The organism is Bradyrhizobium sp. SOJA106 (genome assembly GCF_059448745.1).
Genome location: NZ_CM182549.1, coordinates 5,022,230 through 5,045,069 on the forward strand (window position 1 = coordinate 5,022,230; position 22,840 = coordinate 5,045,069).

At 64.6% G+C, this 22,840-nt stretch carries 23 protein-coding genes; 13 read left to right on the top strand and 10 right to left on the bottom strand.

Annotated elements, in window-relative coordinates; all coding sequences use genetic code 11:
• Positions 1 to 227 precede the first annotated feature (227 nt).
• From rpsI to AC5V87_RS23435, 3 genes are all read right to left on the bottom strand, one after another.
• Positions 228 to 707: a 30S ribosomal protein S9 gene (gene rpsI / locus AC5V87_RS23425; protein WP_018642439.1), complete on the bottom strand. Its 480-nt coding sequence runs from the start codon at positions 705 to 707 to the stop codon at positions 228 to 230.
• Position 708: 1 nt separating this feature from the next.
• Complete coding sequence (rplM, locus tag AC5V87_RS23430; protein ID WP_018642440.1) at positions 709 to 1,173, bottom strand: 50S ribosomal protein L13; 465 nt, start codon at positions 1,171 to 1,173, stop codon at positions 709 to 711.
• A 158-nt stretch (positions 1,174 to 1,331) separates the two neighbouring features.
• Positions 1,332 to 1,760, bottom strand: a complete 429-nt coding sequence (locus AC5V87_RS23435; RefSeq protein ID WP_283086642.1) for a PaaI family thioesterase — start codon at positions 1,758 to 1,760, stop codon at positions 1,332 to 1,334.
• A gap of 86 nt (positions 1,761 to 1,846) precedes the next feature.
• Here AC5V87_RS23435 and AC5V87_RS23440 point away from each other — a divergent pair, with 86 nt between their 5' ends.
• From AC5V87_RS23440 to AC5V87_RS23455, 4 genes are all read left to right on the top strand, one after another.
• A complete protein-coding gene (locus AC5V87_RS23440; RefSeq protein WP_456838152.1) occupies positions 1,847 to 2,671 on the top strand; it encodes an enoyl-CoA hydratase in 825 nt (274 codons plus the stop codon).
• Positions 2,672 to 2,818: 147 nt separating this feature from the next.
• On the top strand, positions 2,819 to 3,403 hold the full coding sequence (locus AC5V87_RS23445; protein WP_456838151.1) for a CoA-binding protein: 585 nt from the start codon (positions 2,819 to 2,821) through the stop codon (positions 3,401 to 3,403).
• 150 nt (positions 3,404 to 3,553) lie between these two features.
• Positions 3,554 to 4,840, top strand: a complete 1,287-nt coding sequence (locus AC5V87_RS23450) for an O-acetylhomoserine aminocarboxypropyltransferase (protein WP_495367919.1) — start codon at positions 3,554 to 3,556, stop codon at positions 4,838 to 4,840.
• Between the two features lie 191 nt (positions 4,841 to 5,031).
• Positions 5,032 to 5,376, top strand: a complete 345-nt coding sequence (locus tag AC5V87_RS23455) for a hypothetical protein (RefSeq protein ID WP_456838149.1) — start codon at positions 5,032 to 5,034, stop codon at positions 5,374 to 5,376.
• Between the two features lie 18 nt (positions 5,377 to 5,394).
• Here the strand turns inward: AC5V87_RS23455 and AC5V87_RS23460 are convergent, their stop codons facing one another.
• Positions 5,395 to 6,477, bottom strand: a complete 1,083-nt coding sequence (locus AC5V87_RS23460) for a COX15/CtaA family protein (protein ID WP_495367920.1) — start codon at positions 6,475 to 6,477, stop codon at positions 5,395 to 5,397.
• Positions 6,478 to 6,575: 98 nt separating this feature from the next.
• On the opposite strand from AC5V87_RS23460, the gene AC5V87_RS23465 reads away from it, so the two are divergent.
• Positions 6,576 to 6,797 carry a DUF2842 domain-containing protein gene (locus AC5V87_RS23465; RefSeq protein ID WP_456838147.1) on the top strand — a complete coding sequence of 74 codons (222 nt, stop codon included), beginning with the start codon at positions 6,576 to 6,578 and terminating at the stop codon, positions 6,795 to 6,797.
• Here AC5V87_RS23465 and AC5V87_RS23470 read toward each other — a convergent pair.
• Positions 6,781 to 7,830 (bottom strand): polysaccharide deacetylase family protein, encoded by a 1,050-nt coding sequence (locus tag AC5V87_RS23470; protein ID WP_495367921.1) that lies wholly within the window; start codon positions 7,828 to 7,830, stop codon positions 6,781 to 6,783. The two genes, AC5V87_RS23465 and AC5V87_RS23470, sit on opposite strands and share 17 nt — an antisense overlap.
• 129 nt (positions 7,831 to 7,959) lie before the next feature.
• Between AC5V87_RS23470 and AC5V87_RS23475 the strand changes: the two genes are divergently transcribed.
• Complete coding sequence (locus tag AC5V87_RS23475) at positions 7,960 to 9,138, top strand: GNAT family N-acetyltransferase (protein WP_495367922.1); 1,179 nt, start codon at positions 7,960 to 7,962, stop codon at positions 9,136 to 9,138.
• A gap of 172 nt (positions 9,139 to 9,310) precedes the next feature.
• Here AC5V87_RS23475 and AC5V87_RS23480 read toward each other — a convergent pair whose 3' ends face one another.
• Positions 9,311 to 11,587 carry a GumC family protein gene (locus AC5V87_RS23480; RefSeq protein ID WP_456838144.1) on the bottom strand — a complete coding sequence of 759 codons (2,277 nt, stop codon included), beginning with the start codon at positions 11,585 to 11,587 and terminating at the stop codon, positions 9,311 to 9,313.
• 200 nt (positions 11,588 to 11,787) lie between these two features.
• On the opposite strand from AC5V87_RS23480, the gene AC5V87_RS23485 reads away from it, so the two are divergent.
• The 3 genes from AC5V87_RS23485 (at position 11,788) to AC5V87_RS23495 (ending at position 15,948) form a co-directional block, all read left to right on the top strand.
• Positions 11,788 to 12,921 (top strand): glycosyltransferase family 4 protein, encoded by a 1,134-nt coding sequence (locus tag AC5V87_RS23485; protein WP_495367923.1) that lies wholly within the window; start codon positions 11,788 to 11,790, stop codon positions 12,919 to 12,921.
• Between the two features lie 119 nt (positions 12,922 to 13,040).
• Positions 13,041 to 14,585: an undecaprenyl-phosphate glucose phosphotransferase gene (locus tag AC5V87_RS23490; protein ID WP_456838142.1), complete on the top strand. Its 1,545-nt coding sequence runs from the start codon at positions 13,041 to 13,043 to the stop codon at positions 14,583 to 14,585.
• A 109-nt stretch (positions 14,586 to 14,694) separates the two neighbouring features.
• Positions 14,695 to 15,948, top strand: a complete 1,254-nt coding sequence (locus tag AC5V87_RS23495; RefSeq protein WP_495367924.1) for an O-antigen ligase family protein — start codon at positions 14,695 to 14,697, stop codon at positions 15,946 to 15,948.
• Here AC5V87_RS23495 and AC5V87_RS23500 read toward each other — a convergent pair.
• Positions 15,920 to 16,393 (bottom strand): MarR family transcriptional regulator, encoded by a 474-nt coding sequence (locus AC5V87_RS23500; RefSeq protein WP_456843322.1) that lies wholly within the window; start codon positions 16,391 to 16,393, stop codon positions 15,920 to 15,922. The two genes, AC5V87_RS23495 and AC5V87_RS23500, sit on opposite strands and share 29 nt — an antisense overlap.
• 147 nt (positions 16,394 to 16,540) lie before the next feature.
• Here AC5V87_RS23500 and AC5V87_RS23505 point away from each other — a divergent pair, with 147 nt between their 5' ends.
• Complete coding sequence (locus tag AC5V87_RS23505) at positions 16,541 to 17,737, top strand: FAD-dependent oxidoreductase (RefSeq protein ID WP_495367925.1); 1,197 nt, start codon at positions 16,541 to 16,543, stop codon at positions 17,735 to 17,737.
• A 144-nt stretch (positions 17,738 to 17,881) separates the two neighbouring features.
• On the opposite strand, the gene AC5V87_RS23510 is transcribed toward AC5V87_RS23505, so the two are convergent.
• From AC5V87_RS23510 to AC5V87_RS23520, 3 genes are read right to left on the bottom strand one after another with little or no spacing between them, the layout of a single operon-like run.
• Positions 17,882 to 19,060 carry a saccharopine dehydrogenase family protein gene (locus tag AC5V87_RS23510; protein WP_495367926.1) on the bottom strand — a complete coding sequence of 393 codons (1,179 nt, stop codon included), beginning with the start codon at positions 19,058 to 19,060 and terminating at the stop codon, positions 17,882 to 17,884.
• A 9-nt stretch (positions 19,061 to 19,069) separates the two neighbouring features.
• On the bottom strand, positions 19,070 to 19,852 hold the full coding sequence (locus AC5V87_RS23515; protein WP_456838138.1) for a DUF169 domain-containing protein: 783 nt from the start codon (positions 19,850 to 19,852) through the stop codon (positions 19,070 to 19,072).
• Positions 19,853 to 19,912: 60 nt separating this feature from the next.
• Positions 19,913 to 20,680 carry a YdcF family protein gene (locus tag AC5V87_RS23520; RefSeq protein ID WP_456843321.1) on the bottom strand — a complete coding sequence of 256 codons (768 nt, stop codon included), beginning with the start codon at positions 20,678 to 20,680 and terminating at the stop codon, positions 19,913 to 19,915.
• Positions 20,681 to 20,856: 176 nt separating this feature from the next.
• Here AC5V87_RS23520 and AC5V87_RS23525 point away from each other — a divergent pair, with 176 nt between their 5' ends.
• From AC5V87_RS23525 to AC5V87_RS23535, 3 genes are all read left to right on the top strand, one after another.
• The gene (locus tag AC5V87_RS23525) at positions 20,857 to 21,798 is read left to right on the top strand and encodes an acetamidase/formamidase family protein (protein WP_495367927.1); all 942 of its coding nucleotides are present in this window, start codon (positions 20,857 to 20,859) and stop codon (positions 21,796 to 21,798) included.
• Between the two features lie 199 nt (positions 21,799 to 21,997).
• Positions 21,998 to 22,195: a hypothetical protein gene (locus AC5V87_RS23530; RefSeq protein ID WP_456838136.1), complete on the top strand. Its 198-nt coding sequence runs from the start codon at positions 21,998 to 22,000 to the stop codon at positions 22,193 to 22,195.
• 72 nt (positions 22,196 to 22,267) lie between these two features.
• A complete protein-coding gene (locus tag AC5V87_RS23535) occupies positions 22,268 to 22,759 on the top strand; it encodes a GcrA family cell cycle regulator (protein ID WP_495367928.1) in 492 nt (163 codons plus the stop codon).
• Positions 22,760 to 22,840 lie beyond the last annotated feature (81 nt).

Below are 22,840 nucleotides of genomic sequence, written 5' to 3' on the forward strand. Positions count from 1 at the left end.
CGGCCCCCTTGAGAACATAGCAGTTACGCGATCGGCACATCCGATTTGCGCGCCCTTCCGAATGCGACGCTATGTCCCGCGAGTTCCATTCAGGTTGTCGCGCGAGCCTAAGTTTTCAGGAAACACGCCATCAATTTGCGTACAAACGAACAATAAAAAGGGCGCTGAAATCAGCGCCCTTTTGCATTTCATTGAAGCCGCTTTCGCGGCGAATGTGACCGAAGCGATTAACGCTTCGAGAACTGGAAGGACCGGCGGGCCTTGGCCTTGCCGTACTTCTTACGCTCGACCACGCGCGAGTCGCGGGTGAGAAAGCCGCCCTTCTTGAGCACCGAGCGAAGCTCCGGCTCGAAATAGGTGAGCGCCTTGGAGATGCCGTGACGGACGGCGCCGGCCTGGCCGGACAGGCCGCCGCCGGCGACGGTGCAGATCACGTCGTACTGGCCCGAACGCTGGGCCACCGAGAACGGCTGCTCGATCATCATGCGCAGCACGGGACGGGCGAAATAGACCTCGACCTCGCGCGAATTGACCGTGACCTTGCCGGCACCCGGCTTGATCCAGACGCGAGCGACCGCGTCCTTGCGCTTGCCGGTGGCGTAGGCGCGGTTGAACTTGTCGACCTTCTTCTCGTGCTTGGGCGCCTCGGGCGCGGCCGCCGTCTTGAGCTGCGAGAGCTGGTCGAGCGACTGGATGGATTCGGCCATGTTATGCGGCCCTCGTGTTCTTGCGGTTCAACTTGGCGATGTCGATCTTCTCGGGCTGCTGCGCCTCGTGCGGATGATCGGCGCCGCCGTAGACACGGAGGTTGCCCATCTGCACGCGCCCGAGCGGACCACGCGGGATCATGCGCTCGACGGCCTTCTCGAGCACGCGCTCGGGATGACGGCCCTCGAGGATCTGGCGCGCGGTGCGCTCCTTGACGTGGCCGACATAGCCGGTGTGCTTGTAATAGGTCTTCTGCTCGCGCTTGCGGCCGGTGAGAACCGCATGCTGCGCGTTGATGATGATGACGTTGTCGCCGCAATCAACGTGCGGGGTGTAGGTCGGGAGGTGCTTGCCGCGCAGGCGCATGGCAACGATGGTGGCGAGACGGCCGACGACCAGACCCTTGGCGTCGATCAGCACCCACTTCTTCGTCACCTCAGCCGGCTTTGCCGAAAAGGTTTTCATGTCGGAGTTTCCGTGGACGGGAGATTTCGGCGCGAACACCGCACCGGACTGCGCGGTTTTCTAGAGAAGAGACGCGCCACGGTCAATGCCCGAAGATCAAAATTATGCCATCCAAAACAGTAGGTTAGAAATATGGTGCGATATTACCTGCGAAAAGCTCAAACATTTGGAATGGAATAGGTCGAGGTGACATGGGCGATCGGATCGGGCGAGGTGCCGGACAACAGGTTCACCTCCCCGACCGCCAGACGCTTGCCGAGCTTGAGCAGCCGGGCTTCCGCCAGCACGTCCTGCCCGGGCTGGCCCTTGCGCAGGAAATTGATGTTGAGATTCGTGGTCACGGCGAGCCCGATCGGTCCGATCGCGGACAGCAGCACCACATACATGGCGAAATCGGCCAGTGCCATCAGAGTCGGGCCGGAGACGGTTCCGCCCGGCCGCAGCATCCTTTCGCTGAAACGCTGGCGCAACAGGCAGGTCTGACCATCCGCGCTCTCAATCGTGATGTCGTCGCCGCTGAAGGCCTGGGGAAACTCGTCGCGGAGAAACTGCTCGACCTCCGCCACGGTCATTTTCGCTGCCGCCATGCTGTTCCCCACCCTCGCTTCACTTGCCCTGTTACATTAAGTTATCTGCGTCATCCCATTGCAATCATCCAACGGAAACCGCGTCAATGTCCGTTCAGGCCGCCCGCGCCCCCTCCCCGCACCCGCCGATCCTCCTGCGCGAGATCGTCGGCAGCGTTGCCGTGCTGACGCTGAACCGCCCCGCAGCGCGCAACAGCCTGTCGGAGGCGATGATCGGCCAGCTGCATGCGAGCTTCAACGCAATCTCCGAGGACAAGCGCATCCGCGCCGCCGTCATCGCGGCCAACGGCCCGGCCTTTTCCGCCGGCCACGACCTGAAGGAGCTCACCGCCCGGCGCACTGACCCGGATCGCGGCCGCGCCTTCTTCGCCGAGATGATGCACGCCTGCAGCGCGATGATGCAGGCGATCGTGCGTCTGCCCAAGCCCGTGGTCGCTGCCGTCCAGGGCATCGCGACCGCGGCCGGCTGCCAGCTCGTCGCAAGCTGCGATCTTGCGATCGCCTCGGAAGACGCGAAGTTCGCCACGCCCGGCGTCGACATCGGCCTGTTCTGCTCGACGCCGATGGTGGCGCTGTCGCGCAACGTTCCGCGCAAGCAGGCCATGGAGATGCTGCTCACGGGTGAGCCGATCACCGCCGACCGCGCCCGCGAGATCGGCCTCGTCAACCGCGTGGTGCCCGCCGGCACCGAGCTCGGCGCCGCGATCGAGCTTGCGCAACAGGTCGCGCTAAAGTCCGCCTACACCGTCAAGCTCGGCAAGGAGGCGTTCTACCGCCAGGCCGAGATGAGCCTTGCGGATGCCTATCGCTATGCCGCCGAGGTGATGACCGCGAACATGATGGCGCGCGATGCCGAGGAAGGCATCGGCGCGTTTATCGAGAAGCGTCAGCCGACATGGCGGGATGAGTAATGGGCGGCGTCATCGCTGCTCAACCCACATCGTCATTCCGGGGCGGCTCGCAGAGCCGAGCCCGTAATCTCGAGAGTCTCAGGTGCGCAATTGCGCACCATAGTTCGATGCTGGGCATCGCCCCGGAATGACGAACGAAAGAAAAAGATGAATCACGACGCCTATCCTGACAATTACATCCGCAGCATCCTCAACAGCGTGAAGTCGATCGCGATGGTCGGCGCCTCGCCGGTCAATGTGCGGCCGAGCTATTTCGCGTTCAAATATCTGGCGCAGCGCGGCTATGACATGATCCCGATCAATCCCGGCCATGTCGGCAAGGAGCTGCTCGGAAAACCCTTCGTCGCCTCGCTCTCCGACATCGGACGCCCGGTCGACATGATCGACATTTTCCGCAACTCCAGCCACATCATGCCTGTCGTCGAGGAGGCGCTGACGCTCGATCCGCTGCCGAAGGTGATCTGGATGCAGCTCGGCGCGCGTGATGATGCCGCTGCGGAAAAAGCGGAAGCGGCCGGGATCAAGGTCGTGATGAACCGCTGCCCCAAGATCGAATATGGCCGACTCTCGTCCGAAATATCCTGGATGGGCGTGAACTCGCGCACGCTCAGTTCCAAGCGTCCGCCGGCGCCGATGCAGGGCATGCGGCTCTCCCTCAATCGGATGAGCGTTGGCGGCGGCGACACAGCGGCCTCCGACCGCGCCGCCAAAAACAAGACCGAGCAAAGCTGAGACAATCGCGAAGGTTTCTTTTCGCGGACACGACAATGCGTAGCAAGATCGTCCCCAAATCATTCTGACGTGAAGCGGCAGCTTGACGGCGGCCACCGCGGCCACCAGCATGCCCCGCGAATTTTAGGCCACAAGAACAGGACGCCCTCAATGAGCGATCGCCTTCCGGGATTTTCAACCCTCGCCGTGCATGCCGGTGCACAGCCCGATCCGACCACCGGTGCGCGCGCGACTCCGATTTATCAAACGACGTCTTTCGTCTTCAACGACGCCGACCACGCCGCCTCGCTGTTCGGCCTACAGGCATTCGGCAACATCTATACCCGCATCGGCAACCCCACCAACGCGGTGCTAGAAGAGCGCGTCGCCGCGCTCGAGGGCGGCACCGCCGCGCTTGCGGTCGCCTCGGGCCACGCCGCGCAGGTCGTGGTGCTGCAGCAGTTGCTCCAGCCCGGCGACGAATTCATTGCCGCGCGCAAGCTCTATGGCGGCTCGATCAACCAGTTCACGCATGCATTCAAGAGCTTCGGCTGGAACGTGGTGTGGGCCGATCCCGATGACATCGCAAGCTTCGAGCGCGCGGTGACGCCGCGCACCAAGGCGATCTTCATCGAGTCGATCGCCAACCCCGCCGGCAGCATCACCGACATCGAGGCGATCTCGACGGTCGCCAGCAAGGCGGGCGTGCCGCTGATCGTCGACAACACGCTGGCCTCGCCCTATCTGATCCGTCCGATCGACCACGGCGCAGACATCGTCGTGCACTCGCTGACGAAATTTCTGGGTGGCCACGGCAATTCGCTCGGCGGCATCATCGTCGATGCCGGCACGTTCGACTGGTCGACCGGCGGCAAATATCCGATGCTGTCGGAGCCGCGGCCGGAATATCACGGCATCCGCCTGCAGGAGACGTTTGGCAATTTCGCGTTCGCGATCGCCTGCCGCGTGCTGGGTCTGCGCGATCTCGGGCCCGCACTCTCACCCTTCAATGCTTTCATGATCCTCACCGGCATCGAGACATTGCCGCTGCGCATGCAGAAGCACTGCGACAACGCCAAGGCGGTCGCCGAATTCCTGGCCGGCCATCCGGCAGTGGCCTCGGTGAGCTATGCCGGCCTGCCAAACGACAAGTACAACCAGCTCGCGCGTAAATACGCGCCGCGAGGCGCGGGCGCGGTGTTCACCTTCAGCCTCAAGGGCGGCTATGACGCCGGCGTCAACCTGGTCTCGAAGCTGCAGCTGTTCTCGCACCTCGCCAATGTCGGCGACACCCGCTCTCTCGTCATCCACCCGGCCTCGACCACGCACAGCCAGCTCGATGATGCCGCCAAGGTCAGGTCCGGCGCCGGCCCCGACGTGGTGCGGCTCTCAATCGGCATCGAGGATAAGGAAGACCTGATCGCGGACCTGGAGCAGGCGCTGGGAGCGCCCCTCTGAGTCATTCCGGGACGCGTAGCACGAACCCGGAATCTCGAAGTTGTCTGGCCATCTCTGGATTCCGGGTTTGGTCTTGTCGGACCACCCCGGAATCACAGCGGCGGCTTCTTAGTAACCGCGTCGTTAACAGTCATTAACCATATCTGCCCCATACATCGTCTCTGGATCACCCTTTTGATTCGGAGCCGACGATGTTGCGCTGGACGCTGCCTGCCCTCGCGGCCATGCTGACGGTTTCGGCCGCTGTTGCCGCCGATTTGCCGGCTACGCCAAAGCGGCGGGCGGTCGCTGCGCCGCCCGAACCGCCAACGGTCTATGTCGAGACCGATCCGGATGCGCTGATCTCGCCGGCCTACGGCATCGGCAGCTACATCAGCAATCTGCCGGGGACGCCGCTGTTGCCCGGCTCCAGCACTTTGCCGGGCTATTACGGCCGCCCCTGGAGCTACGATTATCAGGGCGCATATTACGGCGGAAAGCAGGTCGACTATTTCTGGCGCCTGCCCTATGCGTGCGGCGTCTATGGCTATTGCTGATCAGGCGGCTGATAGTGATCAGCCGGCCTGGCTGACCGGAACCACTCGCGGCTGCGCTTGCGTCGATTGCCGCGCGGCGAGCCGCTCCACCTCCATCACCGCAAGCGTGAGCACCACGATCGCAACGGCCTGATGCGTCAGGGCAAGTCCGATCGGCACCTGGTTGAGCAGTGTCAGGATACCCAGCAGCGCCTGCAGGCTCACCGCTGCGAACAGCCAGAGCGCACCGCTGGTAGCGGAACCTGCGCGTGAACGCACCGAATCGAAGGCATGCAGCGCCGCCAGCGCGAACAGCGCATAGGCGGTCATGCGGTGCTCGAACTGCACGGTCAGCACGTTGTCGAACATGTTGCGCCACCATGGCGTCTCGAACCAGAGCCGCTCGCCCGACGGAATGAACGCGCCGTCGATCTCGGGCCAGGTGTTGTAGGCACGGCCCGCGCGCAGGCCCGCAACAAGCGCGCCGAAATAGATCTGCACGAAGGTCATGACGAGAAGCAGCGCGCTGGTGAAGCGCAGCCGCACGGGCGCTGCGATCCGCGGCCGCTCCTTAAGCCGCCGCACCGTCCAGACGATGCCGGCGAAGATCAAGAGCGCCAGCATCAGATGCGTCGCCAACCGATATTGCGAGACCTCGACGCGTTCGGTGAGGCCCGAGGCCACCATCCACCAGCCGACCGCGCCCTGGAGTCCGCCAAGCGCGAACAGCAGCCACAGCCGCCGCTTCAGCTCACCGGACAGCCTGCCGCGCCACAGGAAGAACAGGAACGGCAGGAAATAGGCGGCACCGATGAACCGACCGAGCAACCGGTGGCTCCATTCCCACCAGAAAATCTCCTTGAACTCGGACATGCTCATCCCGGCGTTGAGCTCGCGATATTGCGGGATCTTCTTGTAGGCCTCGAAGGCCTCGGTCCACTGCGCTTCCGAGAGCGGCGGGACGCTGCCCGTAACCGGTTTCCATTCGACGATCGAGAGCCCGGATTCCGTCAGGCGCGTCGCGCCGCCGACCAGCACCATCAGCGCGATCAGCGCGGCCACGGAGATCAGCCACCAGCGCACGGCACGATGCGGCTCGGACGGGGCGGAAATCGGCGTCATTTCAAGGGCTAAACCAGGTCTGTAGCTAAGAGACTTGAACCGGACTGCGTGCCCCTTATAGTCCCCCGCTCCCGCAGCGCAAGTTACGCGAAAGCGCCATGACGATCCGCACCCGCAAGTTCCTCGGCGCCATCCTGCTCCTGGTGCTGGCCACGGTCTGGGCCTTGCTCGGCATGGCCTTCGCGCAGATGCCGTGGATCGCCGAGTCCGGCTGGCGGCAGGCGGTCTACTACGTGGTGGTCGGCATCGGCTGGGTGCTGCCGGCGATGCCGATCGTGAGCTGGATGCAGCGGCCCGACCGGATCAAATCGAGCTCGTGACGCTGCTCGTCGGTTTCACCGGCGCAAAGGCGACACCCGACATCAGCACGCGCAGCATGCGCAGCGATTGCACGCGCCCGTCCCAGGAAATCCGCGGCAGCGCACGCAGATTGGTGCGGCCCTCTGCATCGACGATGCCCGGGATCGTCGACACCGCGCTGGCAAAACCGGCCTCCTCCGCCATCAGGACGTGGCTGCGCCGGAACGAGGCGCGGTCGCCGAACGGAAAGGCGAGATGCCTGACGTCGCGGCGGAAGGCGGCTTCCGCGACAGCCTTGCCCATCGTCATCTCGCGCAGCGCGGCCACATCCTTCATGTTGGCAAGAACGGGATAGTTTACGGTCGCGCTGCCGATCGTCACCAGCGGATCGGCAGCCAGCCTCGCCAGATCCTCCCAATCCATCGATGCTTCGCGCGAGAGCGCGGCCAGATCGATCCGGTAGCGCGTGCAGAGATCGGCCATCGCCACCGACAGCTCCGCCGGTGGCAGCGAGCGCAGCCAGCCTTCGAGATGCGAAAACAGCGCTCGCTTCTCGGCATTGCCCGTGACGGTGAAACGCTGCTCCTTCTCGCCCATCATCAGGCTGATGCGGCTCTCGCGCGCAATCACCTGCTCGAGCCCGAGCCACCAGGCTTCTCCGACACCGTCGGGAAAGCCGGTGGGAACGTAGACGGTGAACGGAACGGCGTGATGGGCCAGCACTGGATAGGCGAAGCTGATGAGGTCCTTGGGAGCGCCGTCGAAGGTGAGCGCCACGAAGCGGCGCTTCTCCCGCAGCGTCACCGCGCGGCGGCAGACCTCGTCCATGCCGAGGAAGTCATAGCGCCATCGCTTCAGCGCGCGAATGGCGCGGTCGAGGAATTGCGGCGTGATCTCGTCCGCTCGCAGCGGCTGGAATCCGCCGCGCCGCCGCGGCCGCACGCGCGAAAACCGCAGGATGGCGCCGGCGCCGCGGCCGCGCAGCGCGGCCTGCCCAGTGAACCAGGCCAGCTCGAGGCGCAGCCGCTCCAGCCATCTGTCGTCCGAGGCCAATATCCCACCTTCGCGTTCGCCGACAGCCCGTTCCCGCAGCTATTGTCATTACCCTTTGTTGACGTTTGTTTGCAAAGGTCGGCCACAGGCCGAATTACGCATTTTTTCGTTTCTCGACAGGTTTCGCGAATGACCATGGCTGCGGCGATGCAAAGCCGGACGGCAGGATCGCCAGCGCGGTCGAAAGCGAGCCGTATCGCGCATGTCGACATCGTCACCGATCTTGCCGAGGCCGAGGCAACCTGGCGCGCATTCGAAGAGCCCGGCCACCTCTTCACGCCCTACCAGCGCTTCGACCTGCTGGGCCCGTGGCAGCGCCTGGCCGGCGGCGAAGGCTCGCGCCCCTTCATCGTCATTGCCCGCAACGCCGAGCGCCAACCGCTTCTGCTGTTGCCGCTCTCGCTGCGTCAGGGTCACGGCGTGCGCACGGCCTGTTTCATGGGCGGCAAGCATACGACGTTCAACATGGGCCTGTGGAACGCCGAATTTGCCGCGCAAGCCACCATCGCCGAAGTCGACGCATTGCTTGCGCCGCTGCGCGAGCATGTCGACGTGCTTTCGCTGACGCAGCAGCCGCTGCGCTGGAACGACCAGCAGAACCCGTTTGCGGCTCTGCCGCGGCAGACCGCAATCAATGGCTGCCCGCTACTGGTGATGGAGCCGGGTGGCCCACCCGCATCGCGGATCAGCAACTCCCTCCGCCGCCGCCTCAAGAGCAAGGAGAAGAAGCTCCAGGCGCTTGCCGGCTATCGCTATCATCTCGCCACCACGGATGCGGACGTCACCCGCCTGCTCGACTGGTTCTTCCGCGTCAAGCCGGCGCGGATGGCGGAGCAGAAGCTGCCGAACGTGTTCGCCGAGCCCGGCGTCGAAGCGTTCATCCGCAGCGCGTGCCTCGCCCCGCGCGGCGACGGCCGCGCCATCGAGATCCACGCGCTCGAATGCGACGACGAGGTGATCGCGATCTTCGCCGGCGTCGGCGACGGTCAGCGCTTCTCGATGATGTTCAACACCTACACCATGTCCGAGCACGCCCGCTACAGCCCCGGGCTGATCCTGATGCGCTACATCATCGACCGCTACGGCGAGCGCGGCTACCGCTCGCTCGATCTTGGCATCGGCTCGGACGATTACAAGCGGATGTTCTGCAAGGATGATGACGACATCTTCGACAGCTTCATCCCGCTGACCTCGCGCGGCAAGCTCGCGGCGATGGCGATGTCCTCGCTCAGCCACGGCAAGCGACTGGTGAAGCAGAACCAGATGCTGTTCGATTTGGCGCGCCGGGTGCGCCAGGCATTCGGGTAGAACGCTACGACCTCAAATATGGTGGGCAAAGCGAGTTGTCCGCCATAGCTCCGAGAGTGAGGACGGAAGCGTCCTCACCAGCTGCGTTTCAATCGGGAAGATGGTGGGCATGGCGCGGTGCGCCTTTGCTCACCCTACGATTCAAATTTCGCGGAGAGATAGCCCTCGCCCGTCACGCCGCCACGACACGTGGCGCTTCCGGTGCATTGGAAGGCCGCACCGGCCTAGTCAGCATCGTCACCTCGCTGAAGCCGACGCCCCTCAGTTGCTCGCACATCAGCGCACGGGCATCCTGCGCCATCGCGGCATCCGGCACCACGACAGCGCGGGCATGCGTCGTCAGCAGTTCTGCTGGGAGATCCGAAGCGCTGCCGGCGTCGAGCAGCACATGGTCATAAGCACGGAGCAGCGCGTCGACCGCGAGCGTCACCCGCGGCGATTGCAGCAGGCTGCGATCGAAGCCGGGACGACCGGCCATGACCAGGTGCAGCCGCGAGAGCTTGTCGCGGGTGATGACCTGCGCGAACGAGGCTTCGCCCTGCATCAGCTCGGCAAGGCCAGGCGCTGTGGTGTCGACGGATACGGCGGCGATGGTCAGCGACGACCCGGCAAGGTCGACCATGACGACGCGCGCCTCGCGCGCCAGATGCCGGGCGAGCGTCAGCGTCGACAGCGTGATGGCCTCGCCCGGCGCAGTGCCAAGCACCGTAATCTTCTTGGCCGCTCCGCCAGCGGCACGCAGACGGTCCGCCAGGTGTTCGATCTCGGCGAACTCGCTGATATCGGCATCGGCCGTCATCTCCGGCTGGAGCGGCGCCGGCTCCGCCATCACTGGATCGACGAGCGGTTCGATGACCGGCTCGACGACCCGCTCCTGGCGCACCGGCGCCGGTGCCGGGACGATCGCCGCCACCGCGCGGGGCGCGGTCTGGCGCAGCAGCTCGCCGGTGACGACGACGCCGGACGAGAGCAGCAAGGTCGCGATCGTCGCGATCAGCACGATCGGCAGCTTCTTCGGATAGGCCGGCGTGTTCGAGACGATGGCACGCGAGATGATGCGGCCGTCGGTCGGCGCGGTGTCGATGGTCTCGCGGGTATTGGCCTCGCGGTATTTGGCGAGATAGGTCTCGAGCAGGTCGCGCTGCGCCTTGGCTTCGCGCTCGAGTGCGCGCAGCTGCACGTCCTGACCGTTGGTCGAGGTCGCCTGCTTCTTGAGCTGCTCGAGACTCGCCAACAATTCCTGCACCCGGCCGCTGGCCAAGCGCGCGTCGTTTTCCAGCGAACGGGCGATCTTGGCAGCCTCGTCGCGGATCTGGTTGTCGAGATCGGCAAGCTGCGCCTTCAACTCCTTGATGCGCGGATGATTGCCGAGCAGCGTCGAGGATTGCTCGGCCAATTGCGCCCGCAGGGCTACGCGCTGCTGGGATGGCCCGCGAATCGATTCCGAGTTCAGCACCTCGGAGGCCTCGATCGGCTTGCCGCTCTGGAGCATCTCGCGGATCAGGCGCGCCTTGGCTTCGGCATCGGCCTTCAACGCGCGCGCGTTGTTGAGCTGGGTGTTGACCTCGCCCATCTGCTGGTTCGACAGTGTGGTGTTGTTGGTACCGACGAACAGGCTCGACTTGGAGCGGAAATCCTCGACCTTGGCTTCGGCCTCGGAGACGTTCCGCCTGAGCTCGTCGATCCTGCTGGCGTACCACTGGCTCGCGTTCTTGGCTTGATCCTGGCGCGCATCCTGCTGGAGCACCAGATAGCCGTCGGCGATCGAATTGGCGACGCGCGCGGCAAGGTCCGGATCGGCGGACTGGAATTCGACCACGATCACGCGAGACTTGTCGACGGCGTAGGCCTGGAGGCGCTCGTAATAGGCATCCAACACGCGCTCTTCCGGCGTCATCGAGAACGGATCGCGGCCGATGCCGACCAGCGCCGCGAGCGATTTCAGCGGCGAGACGCCTTGCAGCACCGGATCGAATTCGGGCCGCTCGGCAAGCTTGTTCTTCTTGATGATCTCGCGCGCGAGATCGCGCGACAGCACGAGCTGCACCTGGCTGGTGACGGCTTCGGCGTCCAGCGCCTGCCGCTCCTCGGTGCGGTCGCTGTTCGGCCGCAGGAACACGTTCTCGCGGCCGTCGATCAGAATGCGGGCCTCGGACTTGTAGCGCGGCGTGACGAGATTGACGGCGGCGATCGAGGCGACGAGCGCGAGCACCGTCGGCACGATGATCCAGCCGCGCTTGCGCGCCAGCGCCGCGCCAAGCGCGTGCAGGTCGATGTCACCGGATTCGACTGGCGCCTGCTTCGGGACGACGGGCGCAGGCTTTGCTTCGACCCTGGACGCAGGCTCTTCCACTGCAGCTTCGGCCGCCTTAGGTTCGGCCTTGGGCTTCGAAACGGCCCGCTCGATCACAGCCTTGTCCTTGCCGGCACGCCAGAACGCTAAACGCATCGAACACTCCCGCAGGGCAATGCTGCGACTCTACCTCAACCATGGCGATTACACTCCATTAAGGTTGCCGCTGGGTTAATCGCGCGGCGCAGCAGCTGGCAGCTTCGCGCTCGTCACCGTTTGTTAACCACGAGGGCTCTTAATCCGTCTCGATATTTCGAGAATTGTTCGAGCATCGGGTTCGCGCGCTGGTTCTGATCATGCCCCCCTCTCCCGACCGGCCGCTCCGCATCCTGCACGCCGTACGCGCGCCCGTCGGCGGCATCTTCCGTCATATCCTCGACCTCGCCAACGGCCAGGTCGACCGCGGCCATTATGTGGGCATCCTCGCCGATAGCCTCACCGGCGGCGAGCGCGCCGAGAAGGCACTTGCCGAGCTCGCCCCGCGGCTGAAGCTCGGCGTGCATCGCCTTGCGATCCGCCGCGAACCGTCGCCCGATGATGTTCTGGTGTGGCTGCGGATGCGCCGCCTGATCGCCGCCCTCAAGCCCGACGTCCTGCACGGTCACGGTGCCAAGGCCGGAGCCTTCGTCCGCATGCGGCGGCGCTCCGACGACACCATTCGCATCTATACCCCGCACGGCGGCTCGCTGCATTACCCTCTCCACACGTTCAAGGGCGAATTCTACGCGCGGCTGGAGCGCGCGCTGATGGATGCGACGGACTTGTTCCTGTTCGAGAGCGCCTTTGCCCGCAACACCTATCAGCGCATTGTCGGCACGCCCAAGGGCGTGGTGCACTGCGTCTTCAACGGCGTGACGCCGGAGGAGTTCGAGCCAATCGTCATTGCGGAGGACGCCACCGATCTCGCCTATGTCGGCGAGTTCAGGCGCATCAAGGGCGCGGATCTGCTGGTCGACGCGGTGGCGCGTCTGCACGCTGGCGGCAGAAAGGTCACGCTGACGCTCGGCGGCGATGGTGAGGAAACCGCGGCCTTGAAGGCGCAGGTCGAGAAGCTCGGCCTCGCCGGTGCCATCCGCTTCATCGGCCACGTCAAGGCGCGCTACGGCTTCTCCAAGGGCCGGCTGCTGGTGGTGCCCTCGCGCGGCGATTCCATGCCCTATGTCGTGATCGAGGCGGGAGCGGCCGGTATTCCGATGATCGCGGCCCGGGTCGGCGGCATCCCCGAGATCTTTGGTGCCGACAATCCGGCGCTGTTCGCGCCGAGCAACGCCGAAGCGATGGCGGAAGCAATTGCAGCCGCGCTGGACGATCCACAAGCAACCGCGCAGCGTGCATCCTCTTTGCGCGAGCGCATCTCCGCGCATTTCTCTCAGCAGGCGATGGTCGACGGCGTGCTCGCAGGCTATCGCGACGCATTTGCCAATCATTAACCATTGTTCGGCCCGCTTTAGAGAATCTTCCGATTTGTTCGATAATCGAAGCGCCAGGGGATGCTCACCCGGGGCGCAAGGTCGCTGCCCGCGGGTTTTTGGAATGGACGTGGACGCCCGTGGAACCGCTCAACGCACGCTCGATGCTCGATGCCGCGACCAGCGCCGCCGGCCCGGTTGACAAGCCCTTCGTCGAACGGCGCCGCCGGCTCTCGCCGGCCGCGCTCGAGGTCGTCAACCAGAAGGTCGCTCGCGCCTATTCGCCGATCGTGATCACAGGCTTCGTGCGCGCGGCGGACTTCACGCTGCTGAGCCTTGTCGGCGCCGGACTATATGTCGGCTATGTCATGCCGCTGTCCGGCTTCAGCTGGATCTATCCTGCGCAGATCGTTGCCGTCGCGATCGCCGCCGTGGTCTGCTTCCAGGCCGCCGACATGTACCAGGTGCAGCTGTTCCGCGGACATCTGCGGCAGATGACGCGGATGATCTCGTCCTGGTCGTTCGTCTTCCTGCTGTTCATCGGCGTCTCCTTCTTCGCCAAGATCGGCAGCGACACGTCGCGGCTCTGGCTTGCCGCCTTCTTCTTTCTCGGCCTCGCCGCGCTGATCGGCGGACGTCTCCTGCTGCGCTCGCTGGTGCGCAACTGGGCCCGTCAGGGCCGGCTCGACCGCCGCACCATCATCGTCGGCTCCGACCGCAACGGCGAGGAGCTGGTCGAGGCGCTGAAGGCGCAGGAAGATTCCGACATTCACGTGCTCGGCGTGTTCGACGACCGCAACGACAGCCGCGCGCTCGACACCTGCGCCGGCGCTCGCAAGCTCGGCAAGGTCGATGACATCGTCGAGTTCGCGCGCCGCACCCGCGTCGATCTCGTGCTGTTCGCGCTGCCGATCTCGGCGGAGACGCGCATCCTGGAAATGCTGAAGAAGCTCTGGGTGCTGCCGGTCGATATCCGCCTCTCCGCCCATACCAACAAGCTTCGCTTCCGGCCCCGCTCCTATTCCTATCTCGGGGAGGTGCCGACGCTGGACGTGTTCGAGGCGCCGATCACCGACTGGGACCTGGTGATGAAATGGCTGTTCGACCGCGCCGTCGGCAGCCTTGCGCTGCTCGCGGCGCTGCCGGTGATGGGACTGGTGGCGCTGGCGGTGAAGCTCGACAGCCCCGGCCCCGTGCTGTTCCGCCAGAAGCGCTTCGGCTTCAACAACGAGCGCATCGACGTCTACAAGTTCCGCTCGATGTACCACCATCAGGCCGATCCGACCGCCTCGAAGGTCGTGACAAAGAACGACCCGCGGGTCACCCGTGTCGGCCGTTTCATCCGCAAGACCAGCCTCGACGAGCTGCCGCAGCTCTTCAACGTGGTGTTCTCCGGCAATCTCTCCCTGGTCGGGCCGCGCCCGCATGCGGTGCAGGGCAAGCTGCAGAGCCGCCTGTTCGACGAAGCCGTCGACGGGTATTTCGCCCGCCATCGCGTCAAGCCCGGCATCACCGGCTGGGCCCAGATCAACGGCTGGCGCGGCGAGATCGACAACGAAGAGAAGATCCAAAAGCGCGTCGAATTCGACCTCTACTACATCGAGAACTGGTCGGTGCTGTTCGACCTTTACATTCTGCTGAAGACGCCGATCTCGCTGCTGACCAAGAACGAGAACGCGTATTGAGTTGAGGTGCTCTGTCAAGTCCTGCGAAGGCGGGGCATCCCGCCCGCTCAAGCCGGGTAATGACAGCTGTGTTTGTGGCGTGCAAGTTGCGTAAGCGTATGAGCGTGTAATGGCGTATGCGGCGACAGCCGGGCGAGTGAAATTGGCCGCACCGGCTCCGCCCGGCGTGCTGGCGCTCCAGCGCGCGCTGGTGTGGCTGGTCGGCGCCTTCGGCGCTATCGTCTTCATCGAGCCGAGCCCCTACGAGATCGCGACGCTGCTTGCCACCGTGACCTTCTTCGCCACCGGCCTGCGGCTGAAGCTCGTGCTGATGCCGCTGGTGCTGATGCTGGTCCTGCTCAATGTCGGCTACACCATCAGCGCAATCCCGCTGTTCGAGCAGAGCGAGGTCGTGAGCTGGATCGCGACGTCTTGGTACATGGCGGTCACCGTGCTGTTCTTTGCGATGGTCACTTCAGAGGATACCGCGGCCCGCCTCGACATGCTGCGGCGCGGCCTCGTTGTCGGCGCGATGGTTGCCTCGCTCGCGGCGATCGCCGGCTATTTCCACCTGATTCCCGGCGGCGACGATCTCCTCACCCTCTACGGACGCGCGCGCGGCACGTTCAAGGATCCGAACGTGCTCGGCGCCTTCCTGATCCTGCCGGCGCTGTTCGCGCTCCAGAGCGTGGTCTCCGAGAAGCTGGCCAAGGCGTTCCGCAACGTCATCGCCTTCGGCATCATGTCGCTGGCGATCCTGCTCGCCTTTTCCCGCGCCGCCTGGGGCGGGCTGGTGCTGACCTCCGCCTTCATGCTGGCGCTGATGGTCCTGACCAGCCGCACCAACGCGCAGCGCTCGCGCATCATCATCATGGCGATCGTCGCGGCGGTGCTGGGCCTCGCGCTGATTGCCGTGCTCTTGTCATTCGACTCCATTGCCGAGATGTTCAAGCAGCGCGCCAGCTTCGACCAGAGCTATGACGAAGGCCGCTTCGGCCGGTTCGGCCGGCACATCCTCGGCGCGGAGATGGCACTGGACCTGCCGCTCGGCATCGGTCCGCTGCAATTCCACCGCTTCTTTCCCGAGGACACCCACAATTCCTATCTCAACGCCTTCATGTCGGGCGGCTGGCTCTCCGGCGTGTGCTATCCCGCGCTGGTCTTCACCACCGTCATCGTGGGCTTCCGCCACGTCTTCGTTCGCGTACCCTGGCAGCGCGCTTATCTTGCGATCTTCTCCGCCTTCGTCGGTACCGTCGGCGAGAGCTTCGTAATCGACACCGACCACTGGCGGCATTTCTGGATGATGCTCGGCGCGATGTGGGGCATGATCGCCGCCGCGCAGGCCTACAAGACTACGGACGAGGACGCTTCTTCAGCTTGAGCTCGGGCCGCTTTTCCGGTGGCGTGTCGAGCAGACCTTTCAATGCAGCGGTCGCCGCGAGCACGCCCTTGTAGCCCTCATTTGCAAAGCGAAGCAGTAGACGCAGCTCCTCGTCGGAATAGGCGCTGAAGACTTTCTCCATGGCCTGCTGCATCGGCACGTAGAGCTGGCCGATCGTCATGGCCTTCTCCGGCACGACCGAAATGAAGACCTTGCGCCGATCTTTCTCGTCGCGCTCGCGCCGCACGAGGCCAGCCTTCTCGAGTCGATCGACCACACCGGTGATCGCGCCCGTGGTCAGGCCGGTGACCTCGGCAAGCCGGCCCGCGGTGACGCGGCCCTCCAGATACAGAATGTCCATGCATTCGAGGTCGGAATTGGCAATTCCGGCAACGTTCGCAACGGTCTGGCCATAGAGCACGCCCTGCGCGGACGACCTGCGCATCGCCTCCTCAAGCTCCTGCAACAATGCCGCGCGCGCTTTCGTCCTTGACAAGGCCGCCCTCATATCTTAGTCAATATATATCTTAGTCACTAAGAGATTTAGCGACCGTAATTTCTCCTAGCACCACGGAAACGTCGCGAGCAAGCCATGTCCTATCGTCCACGCAAGGCCCTCATCATCGGTGCCGGCATCGCCGGGCCCGTCACTGCCATCCTGCTCCGCCGCGCCGGTATCGAATCCGCCATCTACGAGGCCTGGCCCTATTCGAAAGGCATCGGCGGCGGGCTTCAGATCGCCCCGAATGGCATGCAAGTCATGGACGAGATCGGCCTTGCGGGCGAGCTGATCAGCCGCGGCTCGGTCGCGGAATCCTTCGACTTCTACTCGCAAGGCGGAGAGCGGCTCGGCTCGATCAATCGCGACATGGAACGGCGCTTCGGCCAACCGGCGGTCAATGTCTGCCGCGGCACGCTGAACGAGATGCTGATCGACAAGGCCTGGTGCTCTTGCGTCTCGCTCTATTTCGAGAAGCGCCTGATCAAGATCGAGGATCGCGGCGACCAGCCGATCATTGCCTATTTCGCCGATGGCACCACCGCCGAAGGCGACTTCCTGATCGGCGCCGACGGCGTGCATTCGATCACCCGGCGCCAGGTGGTGCCGGACGGACCGCAACCGTTCAACACCGGCCTGATCGGCTTTGGCGGCTTCGTGCCGCACGCCGTGCTCGATGGCCGGCCGATCGGCCGGCACGTCGAGACCACGTTCGGCCAGAGCGGCTTCTTCGGTTACGGCTATTGCAGCCCCGATCCGACCGACGGCGTAATGTGGTGGAGCACGCAGCCCGTTCACGGCATGGATGCGGCGATGTTCCGCGCGCTCGACCAGGCGACGCTGAAGCAGCATCTCCGCGACTTCCATCGCGGCTGGCACGATCCGATCCCCGAGATCATCGAAGCCGCGGACAACATCGTCGTCACCGACACGCTTGACGTCGCGACCCTGCCGACCTGGTCGCGCAAGCGCTCGCTGCTGATCGGCGATGCCGCGCATGCGACCAGCCCCCATGCAGGTCAAGGTGCCTCGCTCGCGCTCGAGGATGCGATGAGGCTCGCGCGCCTGATGCAGGACGGCCAGGAGCTCACCGCCACTTTCCAGGCCTTCGAGGCCGAGCGGCGCCCCCGCGCGGAGAAGATTGTCGCCATCGCCCGCCGCAACGGCAACAGCAAGCGCGAGTTCAGCGCCGCCGGCGCGTGGATGCGCAATCAGATGATGAAGTGGCTGCTGCCGCTGGGCGCGAAGGGCATGGATTTCATGTACGCGTATGACGCGCGGGCGGTGTAGCTCCTCCCTCTCCCCGTTCTTACGGGGAGAGGGTCGGCGCGAAGGCTGCTTCAGCGAAAACGATGAGAATTGGGCTCGCGGAGAGTCCCCCTCACCCGCCGCGCGTCGGCCTCTCCCCGCAAGCGCGGCGAGGTGAAGAAACGCCTAGCTTTCTACCCCGAACGTCAGCCCCGCGTGATCCTGCAGCCGCTTGATCAGTCTGTGCTGCATCGCTGCGCCCGGCGTCCAGATGCCTCCGGGGACGTCCGTCGCATCGCGCAGCAAGCAGACCGCGCATTCGGCGATCATCTTCGAGGTCGACCCGTAGCCGGGATCGCGGTCGCCCTTCACGAAGGTGCGGACCTGACGGCCATCAGGAGCGACCGCAACGAAGAGCAGATCGTACATGCCGTTTTCGCGCTCTTCCTTTGAAGGCCCCTCGCCCGGCTTCGGCGGGGCCTGCGTCGCCATCCGGTTGTTGGCGGCGACGATGTCCTTCGCCATCGCCTTACCTTCCTCGCCCGGACCGGCAATCTGCATCTCGTCGTAGACGAAGTCTCGGCCGTAGGGAAAGCCCAGCAGCATGTTGGAGCGGTGCACGTTGCGGGTGTTGATGTTAGCCATGAAGAACGGCGTCAGCCAAGTCTCCAGATCTTCGTCGTAGACTGGCTTGTTTCCTGGCGGCTGCTTCGGCCCTGCAAAATCGGGCGTCAGCGCAAACGGATCTCGCAACAGTGCCAGCAGGTTTGCATCCTGCGCCGCAGCGGCGAATATCGCCTTGCTGCTCGCCGCCGTGCCGCCGGAAAACGTGCCCCGCATCTCGCGCACCCGGCCCTTGACGCGCGGCGCCATCGCACCGAACACGCGCTTGGCCTCCTCCTGGACGGTGAAGGTGCCGAGCTCGAACGGGATCGAGTCGTAGCCGCAGGAGAACATGATCCGCGCGCCCGACTTCTGCGCGGTGGCAAGATGCGCGTCGATCATGCGACGCATCCACGGCACCTCGCCGCAGAGATCGAAATAGTCGGTGCCCGTCGCCGCGCACTCCGCAACCAGCTCGTTGCCATAGAGCAGATACGGACCCACGGTCGTGATCACCGACCTCGTCCGTGCCACCATCGTCTTCAGCGAGGCGGCATCGGACGCATCGGCGACGAGCAGCGGCGTCTCCGCGGGCGCGCCGATCGCATCGCGCACCGACTTCAGCTTATCGAGGCTCCGGCCTGCCATCGCCCATTTGAGCTGCTTGTCGTCCTTGTAATGCGCCGCCAAATATTCGGCGACGAGCTGGCCGGTGAAGCCGGTCGCGCCGTACACGACGATGTCGAATTCTTGAGAGCTCATGGTCGTCCCTTACTTCTTCGCGTAACTCACGCCCATGCCGGCACGGACGTCGCTTTGAATACCATAGGGCGGGATTGGATAGCGCAGGCCGTTCTTGGCGAGCGCCTTCATGCCCTCGATCGCCTTGGCCAGATGTGTTGGCTTCAGCGCCATCAGCATCTCCTCGTCCGGCACGCCGCCATAGCGCCGTTCGGCATAGCATGGCAAGGACAGGCTGGGCTCGCCGGTCTTGAGCGCCCTGCCCCAGGAATCCGCGCAAGCGGTCTCGCCGACCACGCCCCATTCGAACTTCTTGTAGCCGGTATATTGCAGGCCGTTGATCAGGATGATCATCTGCCCGGGCGTCGCGTAGACGAGGCAGATGTCGGGCGGATCGAGCCGGCCGCTCTGGAGCGGACTGACCGCGAGCGCCTGATACTGTCCGAACGGCACGACGTCCAGCGCCTCCTGGCGCTTGCGCGCATCTTCCGCCGTGCCGTGCCAGACGCCGACATAGTTCTCGCCGGCGAGCCATTTTTCGTCCTGCGGCGCGAGGCCGATCACCGCGCGGCACTGCGCGCCGACCAGATCGTCGCCGGTGATGCCGACGGTCCAGCCCAGACGCGCGGCCATGCTGACGATCTGGTCGGTGGTATGGATCGCGTTCGGCCGCCGGATTTTCGGGATCGCCTCCATCTCGGCGGCTTGGGCGAACAGCTTCATGCCGATCACTGTCGTCTTCAGCCGCAACAGGCTGTTGAGATCGGCGACGAGGCCGGCAAGATCGATCCTGTCTGCGCTCTGCTGCTGCATGGCATCCTCCGGGCCGGCAATCGCGCGCCGGTGCTGTGTTCTTGTTTTGCAGCTCCCGTTCTAGTCCTTGCCCGGTCCCGGAAGCAACTCGGCGGTCCGTCCCGTGACGCGGTACGCCAAAAGGCCGATCCATTCGCGCATGGCGACATCGGTCTTGCTGAGGCCTTCCGCGCCGTTGCGGGTGAAGGCGAAAACCGCGTCGCGCCCGCCCATCCGCCAGTCGACGGGGTAGGCCTCGACGTCAAATCCGGTCTTGCGGAAGACCCCCATCGCGCGCGGCATGTGGAAGGCCGACGTGACCAGGAGCCAGCGCTCGCCCGGCCTCGGCATCACCAGCTGCTTCGTGAAGACCGCGTTCTCCCAGGTGTTGCGGGACTCGCGCTCGACGATCAGCCGCTCCTTCGCTATGCCGAGACTCTCCAGGATCGGCGCGGAGTAATCGGCTTCCCTGGGTCCGGTCGAGATCAGATTCGCCGAGCCTCCGGTGAAGACGACGCGTGCATTCGGATAACGGCGTGCCAGCTCGGCCGGCGCAAAGAAGCGATCGGCGGCGTGCGAGACCACTGGCGTGCGGTGCGCAGCCGACAAATCGGTATCGACGGAGCCGCCGAGCACGATGATGCCGTCCGGCGCGCTGCGTGAGGAGTCCCACGCCGGAAACCGCGATTCCAAGGGATACAGCAGCAGATTGCCGAGCGGCGAAAACGCAGACAGCGCCAGCAGGACCAGCGTAGCCACGGCCAGCTTGCGGCCGAGCGATGCAAAGCGCGTCATCATCAGCAGCAGAGACAGGATTCCGAGCTCGACCAGCAGATTGATCGGCAACAGCGCTGTGCCGAGCGTCTTGGAAAGAACGAAATACAGGGGAGCCTCGCTGGAATGATCATGCCGGACTTGACCGGCCCATCCTTCTTCAGAAAATCTTCTTGAAAGAGGATCGATCGCCGGGTCAAGCCCGGGCTTAGCAGGTTCTCATGACGAGCTCTGATGCAACCGGACGGACAATGACCCATCATCACCTGCATTCAAGCCCCGAGACCTGCCATTGGGGCTTCTTCGAAGCCGCCCTCAAGCCCGTCCTCACCATCGCGAGTGGCGACGAGGTGACGGTCGACACCATCAGCGGGGGCCCGGACGTGCTGCCCGACCGCGACAAGTTTCACATTCCGCCGGAGATGCACGAGGTCCATGCCAAAAACGAGCGCATGCTGCCCGGCCACATCCTCACCGGCCCGATCGCGGTCGAGGGCGCCGAGCCGGGCGACGTGCTCGCGGTCGAGATCCTCGACGTCCAGCTCCGGCAGGACTGGGGCTGGAACATGATCAAGCCGTTGTCGGGCACCCTGCCCGACGATTTCCACGCCACGCGCATCCTCAACATCCCGCTGGACCGGACGCGGATGGTCGGCCGCATGCCGTGGGGCCTCGACCTGCCCCTCAAACCGTTCTTCGGCGTGATGGGCGTGTCGCCGCCGCCGGCCTGGGGCCGCATCTCCTCGCTGGTCCCGCGCGCGATGGGTGGCAATCTCGACAACAAGGAGCTTGGTGCGGGGGCCACACTGTACCTGCCGGTGTTCGTGCCGGGCGCGCTGTTCTCCTGCGGCGACGGCCATGGCGTGCAGGGCGACGGCGAAGTCTGCGTCACCGCGATCGAGACCGGGCTCCGGGGCCGCTTTCGGCTGACCCTGCGCAAGGATCTCAGGTTCGACTATCCCCGCGCCGAGACGGCGACGCACTACGTCACCATGGCGATGGACCCCGACCTCGACCAATGCGCGGTCCGCGCGCTGCGCGACATGATCGTGCTGCTCGGCGAGGTGCGAAACCTGTCGCGCGAGGATGCCTACACGCTGTGCAGCCTGGCAGCCGATCTGCGGGTGACCCAGACCGTCAATGGCGCCAAGGGCATCCATTGCATGATCGAAAAGGCGATCGCGCACGGCTGAGCTGCGCCCGCTTCCCTGACCTGCTGACGCCACGTCGCCGCCCGGCCTCCCGCGCGGCGTGCAACGTCGTGCCAAATTTTATGTGTGATTCCAACGGGCTGAGCAACGAACTCAGCCTGAATTTGACTTCCACCCTTGAACCTAAATAGAGTCTTTATCGTTACTTTTATGTACCCGAGTAAGAGGCTAGCGTTCGGCCATGGCCACCGAAAAAGCCGAGACTGACCGCATTCCAGTGACCTTGGCGCTCTCGACCATCAACTATCTGGAGAAACTGGTGAGACAGGGCACCCATGGCACCAGCGTTCCCGGCGTCGCACGGACATTGATCGAGGAAGGCATCCGTCTCGCCATCAAGGACGGGCTTTTGTCGATTCGCGACAATGGCAGGACGTGAGGGCGCGCCCGACGTGATGCGGACGGATCTTGCGAAGCGGATGGCCGGCATCTGCAACCTGGGACCGATACAATGCCTGTTCTCTCACCGACTTCTTCGCCGACTTGGACTGACGAACGAATTGAACTTCTGAAGCAGCATTTCGAAGCCGGGCTCTCCTGCCGCGAGATCGCGGCCGATATCGGCGTCAGCCGCAATGCCGTCATTGGCAAGCTGTCCCGGCTCAATCTGACGCGCAGCCGCGCGGTCGAAGAGCGCCGACTCGAGCGAAGCCTTGCGCCACACGCCCGCGCCACACGCGCCGTACCGCGCCTGCAGTATGAGATGCTCGCCACGATCTACGGCGCGACGGACGCGCCCGTGATGGCCGGGCCGATCGACAACACCAATCGCTGCTCGCTGCTGGAGCTGTCCGAGAACCGCTGCCGCTGGCCGATCTCGACGCCGGGCGAAGAGGATTTCTGCTTCTGCGGCAACACCGCGCCCGACGGCCGGTCCTATTGCGCCGGCCACAGCCGCCTCGCCTACCGGCCGAATTCGCGTGCCCGCATGATGCGGGGTTAACTTGTTGTCTGGCGCGTTTTCCTGACGCGAACCGGTATCCGGTTGGCTTGAAAACGCCATCCCCAAAACGAAAAACCTCCG

Coding starts and splice junctions, on each gene's coding strand:
- AC5V87_RS23485 (WP_495367923.1), top strand. CDS start 11,788: ATGCCCCCCTCTCCCGACCGGCCGCTCCGCATCCTGCACGCCGTACGC.
- AC5V87_RS23515 (WP_456838138.1), bottom strand. CDS start 19,852: ATGCAGCAGCAGAGCGCAGACAGGATCGATCTTGCCGGCCTCGTCGCC.
- AC5V87_RS23500 (WP_456843322.1), bottom strand. CDS start 16,393: ATGCGCAGGTCGTCCGCGCAGGGCGTGCTCTATGGCCAGACCGTTGCG.
- AC5V87_RS23475 (WP_495367922.1), top strand. CDS start 7,960: ATGACCATGGCTGCGGCGATGCAAAGCCGGACGGCAGGATCGCCAGCG.
- AC5V87_RS23450 (WP_495367919.1), top strand. CDS start 3,554: ATGAGCGATCGCCTTCCGGGATTTTCAACCCTCGCCGTGCATGCCGGT.
- AC5V87_RS23525 (WP_495367927.1), top strand. CDS start 20,857: ATGACCCATCATCACCTGCATTCAAGCCCCGAGACCTGCCATTGGGGC.
- AC5V87_RS23435 (WP_283086642.1), bottom strand. CDS start 1,760: ATGGCGGCAGCGAAAATGACCGTGGCGGAGGTCGAGCAGTTTCTCCGC.
- AC5V87_RS23480 (WP_456838144.1), bottom strand. CDS start 11,587: ATGCGTTTAGCGTTCTGGCGTGCCGGCAAGGACAAGGCTGTGATCGAG.
- rpsI (WP_018642439.1), bottom strand. CDS start 707: ATGGCCGAATCCATCCAGTCGCTCGACCAGCTCTCGCAGCTCAAGACG.
- AC5V87_RS23440 (WP_456838152.1), top strand. CDS start 1,847: ATGTCCGTTCAGGCCGCCCGCGCCCCCTCCCCGCACCCGCCGATCCTC.
- AC5V87_RS23530 (WP_456838136.1), top strand. CDS start 21,998: ATGGCCACCGAAAAAGCCGAGACTGACCGCATTCCAGTGACCTTGGCG.
- AC5V87_RS23445 (WP_456838151.1), top strand. CDS start 2,819: ATGAATCACGACGCCTATCCTGACAATTACATCCGCAGCATCCTCAAC.
- AC5V87_RS23535 (WP_495367928.1), top strand. CDS start 22,268: ATGCCTGTTCTCTCACCGACTTCTTCGCCGACTTGGACTGACGAACGA.
- AC5V87_RS23505 (WP_495367925.1), top strand. CDS start 16,541: ATGTCCTATCGTCCACGCAAGGCCCTCATCATCGGTGCCGGCATCGCC.
- AC5V87_RS23465 (WP_456838147.1), top strand. CDS start 6,576: ATGACGATCCGCACCCGCAAGTTCCTCGGCGCCATCCTGCTCCTGGTG.
- rplM (WP_018642440.1), bottom strand. CDS start 1,173: ATGAAAACCTTTTCGGCAAAGCCGGCTGAGGTGACGAAGAAGTGGGTG.
- AC5V87_RS23510 (WP_495367926.1), bottom strand. CDS start 19,060: ATGAGCTCTCAAGAATTCGACATCGTCGTGTACGGCGCGACCGGCTTC.
- AC5V87_RS23455 (WP_456838149.1), top strand. CDS start 5,032: ATGTTGCGCTGGACGCTGCCTGCCCTCGCGGCCATGCTGACGGTTTCG.
- AC5V87_RS23460 (WP_495367920.1), bottom strand. CDS start 6,477: ATGACGCCGATTTCCGCCCCGTCCGAGCCGCATCGTGCCGTGCGCTGG.
- AC5V87_RS23495 (WP_495367924.1), top strand. CDS start 14,695: ATGGCGTATGCGGCGACAGCCGGGCGAGTGAAATTGGCCGCACCGGCT.